This window comes from Saccharopolyspora sp. NPDC047091 (assembly GCF_040643635.1).
GTDB lineage: Bacteria > Actinomycetota > Actinomycetes > Mycobacteriales > Pseudonocardiaceae > Saccharopolyspora_C.
Genome location: NZ_JBEYUS010000013.1, coordinates 25,862 through 42,372 on the forward strand (window position 1 = coordinate 25,862; position 16,511 = coordinate 42,372).

At 72.2% G+C, this 16,511-nt stretch carries 14 protein-coding genes; 8 read left to right on the top strand and 6 right to left on the bottom strand.

The features are described from left to right. Positions 1-180 precede the first annotated feature (180 nt). The 3 genes from ABZ805_RS08900 (at position 181) to ABZ805_RS08910 (ending at position 3,163) form a co-directional block, all read left to right on the top strand. Entirely contained in the window at positions 181-462 is a 282-nt protein-coding gene (locus tag ABZ805_RS08900; protein ID WP_358436512.1) for a hypothetical protein, read from the top strand. Between the two features lie 268 nt (positions 463-730). Then, entirely contained in the window at positions 731-1,117 is a 387-nt protein-coding gene (locus tag ABZ805_RS08905) for a hypothetical protein (protein ID WP_358436515.1), read from the top strand. A 156-nt stretch (positions 1,118-1,273) separates the two neighbouring features. After that, complete coding sequence (locus ABZ805_RS08910; RefSeq protein WP_358436518.1) at positions 1,274-3,163, top strand: FUSC family protein; 1,890 nt, start codon at positions 1,274-1,276, stop codon at positions 3,161-3,163. 8 nt (positions 3,164-3,171) lie between these two features. On the opposite strand, the gene ABZ805_RS08915 is transcribed toward ABZ805_RS08910, so the two are convergent. The 3 genes from ABZ805_RS08915 to ABZ805_RS08925 all read right to left on the bottom strand — a co-directional run bounded on the left by ABZ805_RS08915 (position 3,172) and on the right by ABZ805_RS08925 (position 6,151). Next, on the bottom strand, positions 3,172-4,311 hold the full coding sequence (locus tag ABZ805_RS08915) for an aminotransferase class V-fold PLP-dependent enzyme (protein ID WP_358436521.1): 1,140 nt from the start codon (positions 4,309-4,311) through the stop codon (positions 3,172-3,174). 118 nt (positions 4,312-4,429) lie between these two features. After that, positions 4,430-5,044 (bottom strand): nitroreductase family protein, encoded by a 615-nt coding sequence (locus tag ABZ805_RS08920; RefSeq protein ID WP_358436523.1) that lies wholly within the window; start codon positions 5,042-5,044, stop codon positions 4,430-4,432. 18 nt (positions 5,045-5,062) lie between these two features. Then, positions 5,063-6,151, bottom strand: a complete 1,089-nt coding sequence (locus tag ABZ805_RS08925; protein ID WP_358436526.1) for a mannosyltransferase family protein — start codon at positions 6,149-6,151, stop codon at positions 5,063-5,065. A 460-nt stretch (positions 6,152-6,611) separates the two neighbouring features. On the opposite strand from ABZ805_RS08925, the gene ABZ805_RS08930 reads away from it, so the two are divergent. From ABZ805_RS08930 to ABZ805_RS08950, 5 genes are all read left to right on the top strand, one after another. Continuing rightward, positions 6,612-7,877, top strand: coding sequence for an aspartate kinase (locus ABZ805_RS08930; RefSeq protein WP_358436529.1), 1,266 nt, complete (start codon positions 6,612-6,614; stop codon positions 7,875-7,877). Next, a complete protein-coding gene (locus ABZ805_RS08935) occupies positions 7,877-8,929 on the top strand; it encodes an aspartate-semialdehyde dehydrogenase (protein ID WP_358436531.1) in 1,053 nt (350 codons plus the stop codon). The genes ABZ805_RS08930 and ABZ805_RS08935 overlap by 1 nt, the downstream gene beginning before the upstream one ends. Before the next feature lie 70 nt (positions 8,930-8,999). Beyond that, positions 9,000-9,650, top strand: a complete 651-nt coding sequence (locus tag ABZ805_RS08940; RefSeq protein ID WP_358436534.1) for a Uma2 family endonuclease — start codon at positions 9,000-9,002, stop codon at positions 9,648-9,650. A 43-nt stretch (positions 9,651-9,693) separates the two neighbouring features. Continuing rightward, positions 9,694-11,166, top strand: a complete 1,473-nt coding sequence (locus ABZ805_RS08945; RefSeq protein ID WP_358436537.1) for a gluconokinase — start codon at positions 9,694-9,696, stop codon at positions 11,164-11,166. 107 nt (positions 11,167-11,273) lie between these two features. Next, entirely contained in the window at positions 11,274-11,804 is a 531-nt protein-coding gene (locus tag ABZ805_RS08950) for a Fur family transcriptional regulator (protein WP_358436540.1), read from the top strand. A 55-nt stretch (positions 11,805-11,859) separates the two neighbouring features. Here the strand turns inward: ABZ805_RS08950 and ABZ805_RS08955 are convergent, their stop codons facing one another. From ABZ805_RS08955 to ABZ805_RS08965, 3 genes are all read right to left on the bottom strand, one after another. Beyond that, positions 11,860-13,338 carry a dynamin family protein gene (locus tag ABZ805_RS08955; RefSeq protein ID WP_358436543.1) on the bottom strand — a complete coding sequence of 493 codons (1,479 nt, stop codon included), beginning with the start codon at positions 13,336-13,338 and terminating at the stop codon, positions 11,860-11,862. Next, positions 13,335-15,146 (bottom strand): dynamin family protein, encoded by a 1,812-nt coding sequence (locus tag ABZ805_RS08960; protein ID WP_358436546.1) that lies wholly within the window; start codon positions 15,144-15,146, stop codon positions 13,335-13,337. Before ABZ805_RS08960 ends, ABZ805_RS08955 begins: the two co-directional genes overlap by 4 nt. 154 nt (positions 15,147-15,300) lie before the next feature. After that, positions 15,301-16,482: an IniB N-terminal domain-containing protein gene (locus tag ABZ805_RS08965; protein ID WP_358436549.1), complete on the bottom strand. Its 1,182-nt coding sequence runs from the start codon at positions 16,480-16,482 to the stop codon at positions 15,301-15,303. Positions 16,483-16,511 lie beyond the last annotated feature (29 nt).

Genomic DNA, 16,511 nt, shown 5'->3' on the forward strand with positions numbered 1-16,511 from the left:
CGACGAGGGGCCGGTCTAACTGACCCCGTCGCGGCGGCGAAGCAGGAGAACGCGTGCCACGCCCGCCAGGTTAACCGCAACGGGTGCCCACGGCGCAACCCCGGCGTCCCAGATGGTGGTCGGTCCGCGACCGCCGGGCGGCGGAACACGGGCGCCGCCGGGCGGGGCAGACTGGGGATCATGGCTGCGAAAAAGGGGCGTTCCGGCATCGCCACCCTGATCAACGGCGTGGGCTACCTGTTCGCCGTCATCCTGGTGCTGCACGTCGTGCTCGTGCTGTTCGGGCTGCCCAGCGAGAACGGCGTCGCCGACTCGCTGCGCGGTGCCGCCGAACCGCTCGCGCTGTTCTTCCCCGGTCTGGTGCAGACCCCCAACGCCGAGCTGCAGCTGATCCTCGACTACGGCCTCGCCGCCCTGTTCTGGGTCCTCGCCACCAGCCTCCTCGCCCGCATCTTCGGCTGATCGCGCGGCGGTCGCGGAACGCGATCGCGCCGGTGGTTCCGGTCTCGGCCACCTCGCCCGATCCGATTCCGGGACCGGATCGTCGAACGGCTCGCCGGCATCGCGGCCCCGGGAGATCGGGTGCGGCCCGACGCCCCCCCCGGGTTCGACCGGCGGGGCTAGGGGACCCGGCGGCTCGTAGCAGCACCCGGCACCCCGGGTCACGAGGCGGAAACGGGGGCTACTGGGTGGTAGTTCTGAGGAGTTGTCGCGTGTCACACTTCCGGGTATGTCGGAGAATGTCGGTGAGGCGACCGCCGGTGCGCAGGAGAGCGACCTGCCCAGCGGAGGGCGACGGCGGTTGCGTCGGACGCACGACTGGGCGCAGGGCCGCGCCAAGGCGGTCGGAGCGCTCGCCTCGGTGGCCCGCTGGGTCGGCACGCTGATCGCACTGCTGCTCACCGTGCACGTGGTGCTCACCGTCGGCGGCGCGAACCCGGACAACGGCATCACCCGGTTCGTCGCGGACTGGTCGCAACCGCTCGCGCTCGGCTTCGCGGACCTGTTCACGCCGGAAGATCCGCAGCTGGCGGTGCTGGTGAACTTCGGCATCGCCGCGATCTTCTGGCTGATCCTCACGTCCATCGTGGTGCGGATCATCAGCGCCTTCGGCTGACGAGCCGCCGGGGACGGACCCCGACCCGGTGATGTGATGCACCGCAACGTGTGATGCTTGCACGGAGCAGCTGGAACGGTGGCCGAGCGGCGTGACAATGCACGCACTCGACCGCTCGGCGTGGAGCGCGATTTCCCACCAGCGAGAGGGATGTGCGTGACACGGACCGAAGCGCTCGCCGGAACCACCAGGGCCACCCGCGCATTGCTGCCCGCGTGGCTGCTCCGCATGCTGCGGCCCGCACCGCTCCCGCTGGACTGGACCCGGATCGTCGCCGCCGCCCTCGGTATCGGCGGCCCCACCCTCGTCGGGCTCGGCGTCGGCAGGCTCGACGAAGCGGTGCTCGTCTCGCTCGGCGCGCTGTGCGCCAGCTTCTCCGACCTCACCGGGTCCTACCGGTACCGCCTCCGCCGCGTCGGGCTCACCGTGCTCAGCGGCGGAGTCGGCTTCGCCGTCGGCGTCGCCGCACCGAGTCCGCTGTGGTCGGCCGTCGTGGTCGTCGCCGTCGCCGTGCCTTCGGTGCTCGCCAGCCGGGTCAACGACCTGTGCGCGGCCGCGGGCGCCCAGATGCTCACCTTCTGCGTCGTCGCCACCGGGCACGTCGCCACCGGCGTGCCCGTCGGCCAGCAGATCGGCTGGTTCGTGGCGGGGGAGGTGCTGCTGCTGGCGCTCGTCGCCGCCACCTGGCCGTTCCGCCGGGCCGCGCCCGCGCGCGGGGCCGTCGCCCGCGTCTTCGACGCCCTGCTCAAGCTGTTCGACGCGGCGGGCACCGATGCGGCGATCAGCGCGCGGCAGGAGCTCACCCGGGCGCTCAACAACGCCCACGACATCCTCGTCGGCGGGGCCTCCATCTCGCGCAGCCGCGTGCACGACCGGCTCTACGTCGTGCTCACCCGCGCCACGCCCGTCGTCGAAGCGTCCGTGGCGCTCGCGCACGCCCGCATCCGGCCCGCCGAACGCACCCTCGACGCGATGCGCGCCATCGCGCGGTGCGTGCGGGACGGCGGGACCGTGCCGCCCTACCGGCCCGCCACCTCCGGTTCGATCATGGTGCACGCGCTGGACCAGGGGCTCGTCGACCTCATCGACTCGTGGCGCCGGGCGAAGCGCGCCGATCTGCCCGACTTCCGGGCGCGCCTGGGCACCTGGGAACGGCTGCGGTTGTGGCGCAGCGACATCAGCATCGGGCGCACCGGCTGGCTGCTGACGCTGCGCATGGTGCTGTGCCTGGCCGTCGCCGAAGGAGTCGGGAGCGCGCTGGAGTTCCAGAACTCGTACTGGATCGCGATGACCGTGGCGCTGGTGCTCAAGCCCAACTCCGGATCGGTGTTCGCCCGCACCGTGCTGCGCGGCATCGGGTCGCTCGTCGGCGTCGTCATCGCCGGGGCGCTGCTGCTGGCGGTGCCGCCGGGGTGGGGGCTCGCCATCGCCACCGTGCTCGTCGCCGCGTTCGTGCCCGAAGCGCTCAGCAGGCACTACGGGCTGTTCACCATGGTCGTCACGATGATCGTGCTGCTGCAGATGCACCAGAGCGACCTGTTCGTCGAGCAGCTGCCCCGGGTGCGGCTCGTCGACTCGCTGCTCGGCTGCGCGCTGGTGCTCGTCATCGGCTACCTGATGTGGCCGCCCGGGCGCAGCCCCGCGCTCGCGGGCAGGCTGGCCGACGCCGTCGACACCGTCTCCGAGTACGTGGCGCTGTCCATGGCCGGGCGGGTGCAGGGCCGGTCCGCGCTGCGCCGCCGCACCTACCGGGAACTGTCCGACCTGCGCACCGCGTTGCAGCAGCAGCTGATGGAACCCGCAGCGGTGGGCCGTGCCGCCGAGGTGTGGTGGCCGTCGATCATCGTGCTGGAACGGCTCGTGGACGCCGCCACCGAACGGGCGCTGCTGATCGAACGCGGCGGGGACGACCTGCGGCTCGAACACACCCAGCGGATCGTCTCGACCCTGCGCACCGCCGCCCGGCAGCTGCGCATCCAGCCCGACGCGCCCGCGCACAACCTCCGCAACAAGCTCACCGACGTCTACGCCGAAGTGGTGTCCTGATCGGACGGTCAGCGGCGCTGGGCGAGTTCCGCCAGCACCGCTCCGAAGTGGTCGGCGGCCTCCCGGACGTCGGCGTAGCGCAACCAGGTCGGGGCGAAGCCGAAGCGCAGCCTGCCCGGGCCCGCCAGGTCCACGATCACGCCGCGGGACGACAACTCCTGCGCCACGTCGTGCGCGCGCCGGTGCATCACGCACACGTGCGCGCCCCGTCCCGCGACCCCGACCGGCACCGGCGCCACCGCCATCGGCAGCTCCCGCAGGCAGTGCACGAAGAACTCGGCCAGCCCGGTCGACTTCGCGGCCAGCGCGCGGGGTTCCGCCCCGGACAGCGCGGCCAGGCCCGCCTGCAGCTCGGTGATCGAGAACGTCGGCGGCATCGCGCCGAACCCGCCGCGGCCGGGCGCCACCTCGGCGAGCTCCGCGCGCCGCCGCTGCGCGATGAACGAGAAACCGGGCGCACCGGAACCACCACCAAGGTAGCGGTAGCCGCAGCCGACCGCGAAATCAGCGGCCCAGCCGCGCAGGTCCACCCGCACCGCCCCCGCCGAATGGCTCAGGTCCCACAGCGACAGCGCGCCGTGCCGGTGCGCCAGGGCGGTGAGCTCCGCGGCATCGCGCACCGCCCCGGACAGCGGATCGACGTGCGAGAGCGCGAGCACCGCCACCTGGCCGTCGAGCTGCGCGGCCAGCTCGGCCGGATCGTCCACGAAGCGCAGCTCGCACCCGGCGGAATCGGCGGCCGAGCGCGCCAGGTAGTGGTCCGCGGCGAAGTCGTGCCTGCCCACCGCCAGCACCCGCCGCTCCGGCCGCAGCGCCGCCGCCGAGCGCAGCGCGTTGAACAGGTTCATCGACGTCGAGTCGGCGACCACGACCTCCGCGGGCAGCGCCCCGATCAGCGGCGCCAGCTCGGCGGCCGCGTCCCGGGCCTGCCGGTGCAGGCCCTCGTCGACCTGCGGGGCGGGCGCGCGGAGCTCCCGCCTGCTCTCGACGAACTCCCGCAGCCGGGCCGACGTGGCGCGCGGCCGCGGCCCGCCGCTGGTGCCGTCGAGCCGGATCACGCCCGCGGGCAGGTCGTAGCGGGCGCGCAGCGCGGCGAGCTCGTCGGCGCGGTCCAGCGCCTCCGCGGCCGCTCTGGTGCTCGTCCACACGAGTGAGATTCATACCGCACGGGCCTACTGCGCGTCACTGCCCGGACCGGCCCGATCTCGCGATCCGGGCCGGTCGGGGGACGTGCCGGGCCTGCGAAAACAGACCGGGTCGCCGGATTCAGAAGAGCGGTCGGCCCCACTGCTCGGTGAACACCAGGTCCGCCAGCGGCTTGCGGGAGCGCGGTGCGGCCTCCTTCTCCCGGAGCCGGTCCGGCATCCCGTCGGTCGAGCCGAGCCTGCCGATCGCGATCACCACGACCGGTTCGAAGCCGTCCGGCACCGCGAACTCGGCGCGCAGCGCGTCCCGGTCGAACCCGGCCATCTGGTGCGCGACGAAGCCGTCCGCGACGGCCTGCAGCACCAGGTTCTGCGCCGCCAGCGCCACCCCGTACTCGCCGTAGGGCAGCGGTTCGCCCTCGTCGTCGACGGTCTGCGCGAGCCCGGCGACCAGCGCCGACGCCGAGGCCGCCCAGCCCTTGTTGCCGCGGGACAGGGTGCCGTGGATGCGGTCGAACACCGGCTCGCCGCGGCGCCCGGCGAGGAACCGGGCGGGCTGCGTGTTGCCCCAGGACGGCGCCCAGCGGGCCGCTTCGAACAGCGCGCGGAGCTCCACCTCGCCGAGCTCGGCCGCCGGGTCCAGCGCCCGCGGGCTCCACCGCGCCGCCAGCAGCGGGTGCAGCGGCACCGACGAATCGGCCGCCTTGCCGTCCGGGATCTCGAACACCTCGGTCACACCAGCCTCCTGTTCACGTCAGATCGCGTACGACCACGCCGTCAGCGCGTACGCCCCGAACCAGGCGCCGAAGCACACGATCAGCACCGTCGAGCACACGGCGGTCGTCGTGCGCCGGTTCGCCAACCCGATCGCCACCGGGATCAGCAGCGGGAACGCGGGCAGCAGCAGCCGCACCTTCGAGTACATCAGCCCGTCCGAACCCAGATCCATCGCCAGCACCGCGAACGCGAACAGCACCAGCGGCCACGGCATCCGGGCCCGCACGCACAACACCAGCAGCACCAGCGCCGCGAGCACGATCCACACCGTGAACGTCTCCAGCACCGACTTGTTCTGGGACAACGTCTCGACCGCGAACTTCGCGGTGGCGACCCCGCCGTCGAACGCGGACGACCAGCCGCGCTGCTGCAGCGCGAAGTAGCCGCCCAGCTCGCCGGTCTGCACCGCGACCCAGCCCACGTACAGCACCATGCCGGCGGGCGCCAGCACCGCGCCGAGCAGCGGCCGCCACCCGTCCTTGCGCTGCACCAGGGCGACGAGCGCGGCGAGCCCCACCACGCCGATCAGCGCGGCGGCGGTCGGCCGCACCAGCCCGGAGGCCGCGCAGCACAGCCCGGCGAGCAGCCAGTTCCGCTCCAGCACCCCCACCAGCGCCCACGCCGCCAGCGCGCAGAACAGCGCCTCCGAGTAGGCCATCGACAGCGTCACCGACATCGGTGAGGCCGCGAACAGCGCCACCAGCAGCAGCCCCACCCCGCGGGTGCCGCCGACCGAGCGGCCGATGCGGGCCAGCCCGTAGGCGGCGACGATCCCGGCGATGAGGCTGACCGTCGTCGCCGCCCCGTCCAGCCCGAAACCGGGGAACTGGCGCACCAGCCGCACCAGCAGCGGATAGCCGGGGAAGAACGCCAGCGGCGTCTCCGGGTACCGGTGCCCGTAGCCGTCGACCATGCTGTCCGAGACGCCGCCGTAGCCGTGCGCGGCGATCTCCAGGTACCACTCGCCGTCCCACGCCCGCAGGTTGTCGCGGACGGTCTCGTCGTTGGCCGCGGACAGCAGGGAGAGCACCAGCAGGCCGAACAGGCGGATTGCGAGGTAAACCACACCGGGTGCCAGGAAGGCCCAGCGCGCACCGAAGCCGGCGGCCTCGTGGCGGGCCCGTTCCCACCACCGGCGGACGGGATGTTCTCGCTGGTCGTGGGCGCTCTGCCCGGTCGAGGACCGCCGTGACCCGACGGCCTCCGGAGTGGTGGACAAACCGCTCCTCCGCCCTTGTCGACAAACCGGCCTGACACGTTAGTCGTCAGTCACGGCTATGGGTCTGGGCGGTAACGGTTCGGTAGGCTGGCGCAGCAGCGGAGCGACCAGTCACGGGCCGCTCGACCTGCCGGGTCGAAGCTGCTTCTCGCTGGTCGCGGGGCTCCCCGGCGCGCCGTGCAACTCGGTGTGACCGCGCTGGTGCTCTTCGTCCACCGGCGTCAGTGTGGGACCACTCCCGCACCCGGGACGACCGCTTCCTCCGGGCACCCATACCCGAGGAACGGCGCGAGGAGGTTAGTTTCACGTGGCGCTCGTCGTCCAGAAGTACGGCGGTTCCTCGCTGGAAAGTGCCGACCGGATCAAAAAGGTCGCCGAACGCATCGTGGAGACCCGCAAAGCGGGCAATGACGTCGTGGTCGTCTGCTCGGCGATGGGCGACACCACCGACGAGATGCTCGACCTGGCGCAGCAGGTGAACCCGTCCCCGCCGGAGCGGGAACTGGACATGCTGCTCACCGCGGGGGAGCGGATCTCGAACGCGCTCGTCGCGATGGCCGTGGAGGCGCTCGGCGAGCAGGCCCGCTCGTTCTCCGGCTCGCAGGCCGGGGTGATCACCACTTCGGCGCACCAGAACGCGCGGATCATCGACGTGACCCCGGGCCGGGTGCAGGAGGCGCTCGCCGAGGGGCAGGTGGTGCTCGTCGCCGGTTTCCAAGGCGTCGCGCAGGACACCAAGGACATCACCACGCTCGGCCGGGGCGGCTCGGACACCACCGCGGTGGCGGTGGCCGCGGCCATGAACGCCGACGTGTGCGAGATCTACACCGACGTCGACGGCGTCTACACCGCAGACCCGCGGATCGTGCCGAACGCGAAGCACCTGGAGCGCGTCACCTACGAGGAGATGCTGGAGATGGCCGCGACCGGCGCGAAGGTGCTGCACCTGCGCGCGGTCGAGTACGCCCGCCGCTACGGCGTCCCGCTGCACGTCCGCTCGTCGTACTCACCCAAGCCCGGAACGATCGTGTCCGGCTCAGTGGAGGACCTTTCCGTGGAACAGGCGATGATCACCGGCGTCGCGCACGACCGGTCGGAGGCCAAGGTCACCGTGCGCGGTGTGCCGGACAACCGAGGCGTGGCGGGCAGGATCTTCCGCGTGGTCGCGGACGCCGAGGTCGACATCGACATGGTGCTGCAGAACGTCTCGGGCACCAGCTCCGGCCGCACCGACATCACGTTCACGGTGGCCAGGGACAACGGCGCGGACGCCGTCGCCGAGCTCGAGAAGATCAAGGACGAGGTCGGGTTCGAGGAGGTCGTCTACGACGACCACGTCGGCAAGGTGTCGCTGGTTGGCGCGGGGATGCGCTCGCACCCCGGGGTGACGGCCACGTTCTGCGAGGCGCTGTCCAACGCCGGTGTGAACATCGAGATCATCAACACCTCGGAGATCCGCATCTCGGTGCTGATCCGGGACACCCAGCTGGACGACGCGGTGCGCGCGCTGCACGGCGCCTTCGAGCTCGGTGGCGAGGAAGAGGCCGTGGTGTACGCGGGGAGTGGTATCTGATGGCACCCACCGTCGCGATCGTCGGCGCCACCGGTGCCGTCGGCACCGTCATGATCGACATCATCAACAACCGCGAATCCGTGCCGTGGGGCGAGATCCGGCTGATCGCCTCCGCGCGCTCCGCGGGCAAGAAGATCACCGTGCGCGGCCAGGAGCTGACCGTGGTGGAGCTCGCCCCGGAGGCGTTCGACGGCGTGGACATCGCGCTGTTCGACGTGCCGGACGAGATCTCCGCGGAGTGGGCGCCGATCGCCGCCGAGCGCGGTGCCGTCGCCGTCGACAACTCCGGTGCCTTCCGGATGGACCCCGAGGTGCCGCTGGTGGTGCCGGAGGTCAACCCGGAGCAGGTGCACCAGCGCCCGCGCGGCATCATCGCCAACCCGAACTGCACGACGCTGTCCATGATGGCCGCGCTCGGTGCGCTGCACCGCGAGTTCGGGCTCAAGGAACTGGTGGTGTCCTCCTACCAGGCCGCGTCCGGCGCGGGCCAGGAAGGCATCGACCGGCTGCACGCCGAGATCGCGGCGCTGGCCGGCAAGCAGGTCGGGGAGCGCGCCGGGGACGTCGCCGAGGCGCTGGCCGCGGCCGGGCTCCCGGAGGAGACGCCGTTCAAGGCACCGCTGGCGCTGAACGTGGTGCCGTGGGCGGGATCCCGCAAGGACGACGGCTGGACCTCCGAGGAGCTGAAGGTCCGCAACGAGTCCCGCAAGATCCTCGGCATCCCGGACCTGAAGGTCTCCGCGACCTGCGTGCGCGTCCCCGTCGTCACCACGCACTCCCTCACGGTGCACGCCGTGTTCGAGCGCGAGGTCTCCGTCGCCGAAGCGCACCGCGTGTTCGAGGCGCAGCCGACGATCGTGCTGCAGGACGACCCGGAGAAGCTCGAGTTCCCCACCCCGGCGGCCGTGGTCGGCGCCGACCCGACCTACGTGGGCCGGGTGCGGCAGGCGCTGGACTTCACCGACACGCTGGACTTCTTCGTGTGCGGCGACAACCTGCGCAAGGGGGCCGCGCTGAACACCTACGAGATCGCCGAGACGCTGGTGAAGTGATCTCGCGGGCTCGCTGACGGGCGCCTTCCTCCTGGTCGGGAGGGAGGCGCCCTTCTACTCTCACGAGAGGGTGGTGCCCACCACCCGGCTCAGCGATCTTGCGGTCGATCTGGTCGAGCTGCTGTTCGAACGTGCCGATGCAGGAGGTATGTCCGTGATGAGTTGGCCCGATCACCTGCTGACGCTGGCGGAGTTCGACGAGCTCCCGGAGGACAACTCGCGGCGCTACGAGCTCCAGGAAGGCGTCCTCCAGGTGTCCCCGAAAGCAGCGGCAGTTCACCAACGCGTCATCAAACGCCTGACAGCGACCTTGGATGCGCAGCTCCCGGTGAAGTGGGAGGTGCTGCAGGACGTGGAAGTCGTGGTCGGGGAGGGCTTCCCCGCGACGGTCCGCATTCCGGACGCGATCTTGGCGTCCACCCAGGCCTTCGACGTGAATCCGAACCGGCTGGTCGCCGCCGACGTGGTGCTCGCTGTCGAGGTCGTGTCACCTGGGTCCGGACGCATCGACAGGTTGGTAAAGGTGCAGGAGTACGCGCAGGCGGGAATTCCGCACTACTGGATCATCGAAATCGACGACTCGGTCACGCTCACCGCGCTTCGGTTGTGCGACGGCGGGTACGAGCCTCAATTCGAAGGCGGCGGGATGTTCAAGACCGTCGAGCCGTTCGAGATCGGCGTCGACCTCGCTTCGCTCGTAGTTCGTGCCCCAGGCCGCTGACCGGCGCGCGGGACCGGGCTCCGCGCCCGGTTAGGTTGGGGGCATGAGTTCCGCACCCGTCGTCCTCGGCATCGATCTCGGCACCACGGCGACGAAGGTGGTGGCCGCCACCGCGGACGCCGAGGTGCTGCACCGGACCGAGCGCGGCTACCCGCTGCGCACCGAGGAACCCGGCGAGGCCACGCAGGACCCGCGGCAGGTGCGCGACGCCGCCGTCCAGGCCCTCACCGACTGCGTGAACTGGGCGCGCGAGCACGGGCACGAGGTGCGCGGCCTGTCGTTCAGCACCGCCATGCACACCCTCGTCGGCCTCGACTCGGCGGGAGAACCCGCCACCCCCGCGTTCAACTGGGCCGACACCCGCGCCGCCGATGTCGCCGACCGGTTGCGCGCCGACCCGGCCGCCGCCGAACTGCACCGCGCCACCGGCACCCCGGTGCACACCCAGTCGGTGATGGTGAAGCTCGCCTGGCTGACCGGGGAGCGGCCGGACCTGGTGCGCGGGGTCGAGCGCTGGTGCGCGTTGAAGGACTACGTGTTCGGCGCGTTCGCCGACGGGTTCACCACCGACTTCTCGCTGGCCTCCGGCAGCGGGTTGCAGGACATGAGCGCGCTCGACTGGTACGGCCCGGCGCTGGAGGTGGCGGGCGTCCGCGCCGAGCAGCTGCCGCGGATCGGGGCGCCGACGGACGTGCTGCCGCTGACCGCGTCGATGGCGGCGGCCACCGGGTTGCCGTCCGGCCTGCCGGTGGCGCTGGGCGGCGGGGACGGGCCGCTCGGGAACCTCGGCACCGGGGCGATCAACCCGGGCGTGGCCGGGTTGTCGCTGGGCACCAGCGGGGCGCTGCGCGTGGTGCGGGACCGGCCCGGGGTGGACGCGGACTGCCGCACGTTCAGCTACGCGCTCGCCGACGGGCTGTGGGTGATCGGCGGCGCGGTGAGCAACGGCGCCGTCGTCGGCCAGTGGGCGGCGGAGGCGTTCGGCGTGGACGTCGCCGACCTCCTCGACGAGGCGCTGGCCGTGCCGCCCGGCGCCGACGGCCTGGTGGCGCTGCCCTACCTGCTGGGGGAGCGGGCGCCGTGGTGGGAGGCCGGGCTGACCGGGGCGCTGGTGGGGCTGCGCCGCTCGCACGGCCGCGCCGAGATCACCCGCGCCGTCGTCGAGGGCGTGGCGCAGCAGCTGGCACTGGTGCAGGAGGCGGTGCTCGACGCGGGCGCCGACGTGCGCGAGGTGCGGGCCACCGGCGGCGGGTTCCGCAGCGAGGTGTGGTCGGCGGCGATCGCGGCGGCGCTGGGCCGGGACCTGGAGCTCACCGACAGCAGCGGCGGATCGGGGCTCGGCGCGGTGCTGCTGGGCTGGCGGGCGCTGGGCGAGCTCGATTCGCTGCGGCACGCGGCCCGCCTGGTGCGGCCGGAGCGGACCGTGCGCCCCGACCCGGAGGCCGCGGCGCTGCTGGCCCGCAGGCGGCCGCTGATCCACCGCCTGCACGGCACGCTGCGCGAGCTCGACCTCTGACGTCAGGTGAGTGGCCCACCGGCCCGAACCCGATGGGGCGGGTGGGCCACTCACCTCGCGGATTTTTTTTGAGTGGTTCCAGTTTTTCGTGGCACAATGGGGGTGCCATGAACCAGCGCAGCGGACCCGCGACCAGGGACGTCGACCACGCGGACGGGCACTCGGCCCGGCTCCGCGAGCGGTTGCGCGCCAGCGGGCTGCGGGCCACCCGGCCGCGGATCGCCGTGCTGCGCTGGCTGTCCGGGCACCCGCACTCGACCGCCGACCAGGCGGCGAACGCGGTGCGCCCGGAGCTGGGCTCCGTGTCCACCCAGGCCGTCTACGACGTGCTGCGCGCCTGCACCGACGCCGGGCTGCTGCGGCGGATCGAACCCGCCGGGCACCCCGCCCGGTTCGAGTCCCGGACCGCCGACAACCACCACCACCTGGTGTGCCGGGAGTGCGGCCGGACCGAGGACGTCGACTGCGCGCACGGCGCGGCACCCTGCCTCGACCCGTCCGACACCGCCGGGTACGCGGTGGACGAGGCCGAGATCGTGTTCTGGGGGCTGTGCCCGCACTGCCGCCCGGACGCGAGCACCACCGGCGATCAGCTCGCCGGCACCGACCGGGGCGCCCGAACCGCCCCTGGCCGCTGACTGCGGCACCCACCACAAGGTCCAGGCCCGGTGTTCCGGGCCTGGACCGGGCCGGTCAGCGGTGCATCCGCGAGGCGATCAACCGTTCGCAGCTGCGCAGCACCACCCGCACCGCGTCCCGGTGCGCGCGGTCGTGCAGCGGGTTCACCGCCTGGTCGCGCCAGCGCGCCAGCGCCGCCCCCGCCTCGTCCGCCAAGATCGCTTCCAGGGTGTCCGGGTCCTGCCCGAGCCGCGCGGCCGCGCTCGGGCCGTGCGCGCCGAGCAGCCGCCGCGCCTCGTTCTGCAGCGGCCGCGGGAAGCTCAGCTGACCGGACTGCAGCGCCGACAGCAGCCGCATCTCCTCCCACTCCGGGGCGTTCGCGAGCAGCCGCTCGAACTCCCCGTGCAGCTGCGCCACCCCGGGCCGCGGGTTCGCGCGCAGCACCATGTCCACCGCCAGCAGCGCGGACCGGGCGCGCAGCACGTCCTGCCGCTCGACGAACTGCTGGTGCACCGCTTCCTGCAGGTCGTTGAGCCTGCTGGCCTCCAGCAGCGCCGCGCTCAGCTTCTTCTGGTCCGCCACGCCCTCGCCGAGCGCGGTCAGCGCCTGCGCCAGCCCGAACCGCCCGAAGCGGTCCACCAGGTCCTGGCGCACGCTCGGCGGCACCGCCTCCGGCGTCGGGTTGTTCGCGAACCGGTCCGAGGACAGCAGCAGCGTCTCCAGCGCCTTCTCCGGGAGCTGCCGCAACCGCACCAGCGCGGCGAAGTCCTCCGCGGTGAGCGTCGCCGCGGCCTGCGCCACCAGCCCGATCACCGGGATCGCGTACTGGGTGAACGACCGCACCACCGGATCGTCCCGCCAGCGCAGCGCGATCCGCTCCGCCGCGGCGACCGCACCGCCGCCCCCGTTGCCGGTCTCGTCGGCGCGGGACAGCGTGATGATCGTGTTGATCGGGGCGCGCCGCGCCAGCTGCAGCTCGTGCACCGACTGCAAGAACTGCACGTCGGTCTGCTGCGGGTAGCGCGTCAGGTACAGCACCGCGTCCGCCTCGGCGAGGATCTGCGCGAGCGCGGACCGGCCGGTGTCCTGCACCGCCGAGGACGACACCCCGGGCGTCTCGATCAGCGTGATGGCCTGCAGGCCGGGGGCGGGGGCTTCGATCACCAGCCGGGACACCTCGTCCGGCCGCCAGCGCTGCAGGTCGCGGATGGTCGCCGGGTCCAGCGTCGTCACCGGCATGTTCTGCACCGCGCCGTGCGGGGTGTGCACGGTGATCCGCGGTTCCGGCCCGTACTGGTAGAAGGTGTTGACCTGGGTGCTCTCCTCGGCGGCCGTCGGCGCCAGCACCTGCCCGACCAGCGCGTTGATCAGCGTGGACTTGCCGGAGCCGACGCGGCCGCTGACGGCGATGCGCAGCGGCTGCTCCAGCCGTTCCAGCCGTCCCCGCAGCCACGCCGAGGTGCGCGGATCGTCCCGGTAGAACGTCATGGTGCGGATGAGCAGGGCCCGGGACCGCTCCAGCAGATCGGCCCGGGGCTGGTCGGGCGCGGTCATGCCGCGGTGATGCGGTTCGCGGTCAGCATTCCGGCCCGCCTGCGCAGCAGCGCCAGCTCTTCCAGCTTGCGGCGGATTTCGCGAGCCCGGTCCTCGCGGTCCACGGCACTGCGCTCGGCGGTGCGCTTGATCTCCTGGATGGCCAGGCTGATCTCCATCTGGGCTTCCTCGGTGAGCTGGTTGAAGTGCTGGTGCAGCGCGCGGTGGGTGGCCCGGATGACGTCCTTGGCCTCCTTGTTCACGTGGAACACCACGTTCTCCACGTACCGCTGCGCGGTGGTCTTCGCTTCGGCCTGGCGGCGGCGCAGCCGGGCGTCCTTCTCCTCGCCGAGGCTGCGGCTGCCCAGCACCAGGCCCGAGCAGATCGTCACGACGTTCAGCAGCCCGAGCCCGAGCTGGCTGGTGATCAGGCCGAACATGAGCACGCCGCCGTAGGAGCCGCGCAGTCCCGTCAGCACCTGGTCGAACCGCTTGTAGGTGCCGTTGCTGGGCTGCTTGAGCGGGACGACCTGGTCGAACGGGTCGGGCAGCGCCGCCTGCTCGACCCGCGGCCGGGCGCCCGGGTACTCGCGCAGGAACTCGTCGGTGATCCGATCGCGGAGCTGTTCGCGGCGGCGGTCCAGCCAGCTGAAGTTCTCCTCGATGGCGGTCATCAGCGCGCCGTCGAGCCAGGCGGCGAAGTCGTCCCAGACGGGCACCGGATCGGCTTCCTCGAAGGTCTCGCCGATCTGGGTGGTGATCGCCCAGCTGCGCTCCCGGAAGTCGAATTCGATGTCCGCGAACAGTTCGCCGATCCCGTCGCTGAGCGCCTTCTGCCAGCGGCCGGTGATGCGGCGCAGATCTTCGGAACGCCGCTGCGCGGTTTCCAGTTCGATCAGGGTCTGGGCGGCGGTGCGCGGGCTCTGCCCGGCGAGTTCGGCCTTCAGCGCTTCGCTGAGGTCGTCGACGGCGTCGGCGACGTTCTGCGCGACGAGCCGCCGGGTGAGCTGGTCGTGCTTGCCGAGCGCTTCGCCGCGCAGGTATTCGACCAGTTGCGGAAATCCGGATTCGGAATTGAGCCCGGCGTCCTTGGCGTGCATCGCCTGCATCCGGATCGTGGAGGACACCGGGAAGATCTTGGCGTTGATCCCGGAGTCGGCGAGGTGCCGCTGGTTGACCTCGACGACCTTCCGCCAGTGCGGGGTGACGTCGGTCTTCGGCTGCACGAGCGCCACGTTCGGGCACAGCTTCGCGACCTTCTTCAGGAAGGTCAGCTCGTTGTGGGTGAGCTCCTGGGTGGCGTCCGAGACGATCAGCAGCACGTCCGCTTCGGCGACGACGCCGAGGGTGCGCGCGGTGAGGGTGCTGGACGTGGCGCCGAAGCCGGGCGTGTCCATCAGCACCAGGCCGTCCTTGAGCACGGCGCGCGGGATGCCGACCTCGCCGCGGCTGACGGGCCGGCCGTTGCCGATGGCCTGCCCGATGCGCTCCCGCACCTGCTCCACGGGGACGGGGAACCGGTCGAGGGCGGTGGGCCCGCCCGCGGGTTCCTGCTCGACGACCTGGGCGGTCGGATGGTCGGCGTGCCGCACCAGGGTGGGCACGAGCGTGGTCACGTCGTCGCCGGAATCGCACACGGAGGCGTTGACCAACGCGTTGATGAGTTCGCTCTTGCCCTGCTTCGGTTCGCCCACGACCAGCACCAGCTGGGCGGGATCGAGCACGCGCGTCCGGATCTGGCGCAGCCGGTTGTGCAGGTCGGGGCGCTGCTGTTCGGCGCATTCCGCAGTCGCGCGATCGATCAGTTCCACCATCGCCGTCTCGATCACAGCAGCGATTGTGGACCGTTACATAGCGAAAGGAAAACCCGAGCGGGTGACTTGTGTCAGGACTGTGGTGTGGTAATGCGAAAGCCGGGTTCACGCAGAACGCGCGAACCCGGCTTTCTGGGCATTTCGCCTCGATCAGACCCGGAGGGTCAGATCAGAGCAGGCCGTCCAGCGGCAGGGCCGAGGTGGCCGCACCGGCGACGTCCTCGACGGCCGGGCCGGCGATGTCGCCGACGACCGGGAGGTCGCTCGGGGCCGGCAGGTGGGAGGCGACGTCCTCGACGGGGAGGGACTCGGCCACGTCACCGACGACCGGCAGGTCGGCCGGGGCGGGCAGCGCGGAGGCCACGTCGCCCACCGGGCCGGCCACGGCGCCACCGGCCACGCCACCGACGGTGTCCACGGCGCCACCGGCGACACCCTCGACGGTGCCCACGGCGCCACCGGCCACGCCACCGACGGTGTCGACGGCCGGGCCCGCGATGTCGCCGGCGACCGGCACGTCGGAGGCCACGTCGCCCACGGTGTCCAGGGCGCCACCGGCGACACCGGACAGCGCGCCCGCGTCGACCGAGGCGGCGTCGCCGCCGACCGGCAGCGCGCCGGTCAGGTCGTCGACGACCGACAGGTCGGCGGAGCCGCCGGCCACGTTGCCGACCGTGTTCACGGTGGTGTCGACGGTGTTGGTGACCTCGTTGATGCCGCCGAAGGCGACGTCGCCGACGGTGCCGACGATGCTGTCGCCACCCGCGAAGGCGGAGGAGGTGGTGTCACCGACGACGTTGCCGACGTTGACCTCGTTGCCGCTCAGGATCTCGTTGCCGCTGAGCACGTCGTGCACGTTGACCAGGTTGTGCGAGTCGGTCTGCTCGATGTTGACGTTGGTCTCGTCGTGGATGTGCTGCTCGGCGTCGTCGCCGGGGGCAGGGGCGGGGGTGTTGTGCGGAGGCAGCATGCTGAGTTCCGTAACTTCCTGCTCGTGTGGCTGTGCGGGATGCAATTCGTTGATCGCGACGTGCTGGGTGCTCGCGGCGAACTTCTCGACGCTGCTCTGCAAGGAGCGGCCGTACTCGTCCGCGATCTCGACCGGCGCGTAGTCGAGCACCAGCGACGATGCGTGAAGCACGTCTGTCGCGCTCATGTCCCCGAGTCCGGCGTGATCCAGCGTGGCGCGCGGATCCGCGTCGAAGGCAGCCTGGGCGTCCGGGCTGGTGACGAGCCTCGTGAGGAACTCGTACAGCGTCGGTTCCGGCTGACCGGGCGCGTCGTGCGCCCCCGGGGTGGCAGTGGGGGGCTCGGTACGGCCCGGGGCATCATCCGGCTGAGAGTGGGTCATGACTGCTTCTCCTGGCTCAGCGGAACTCG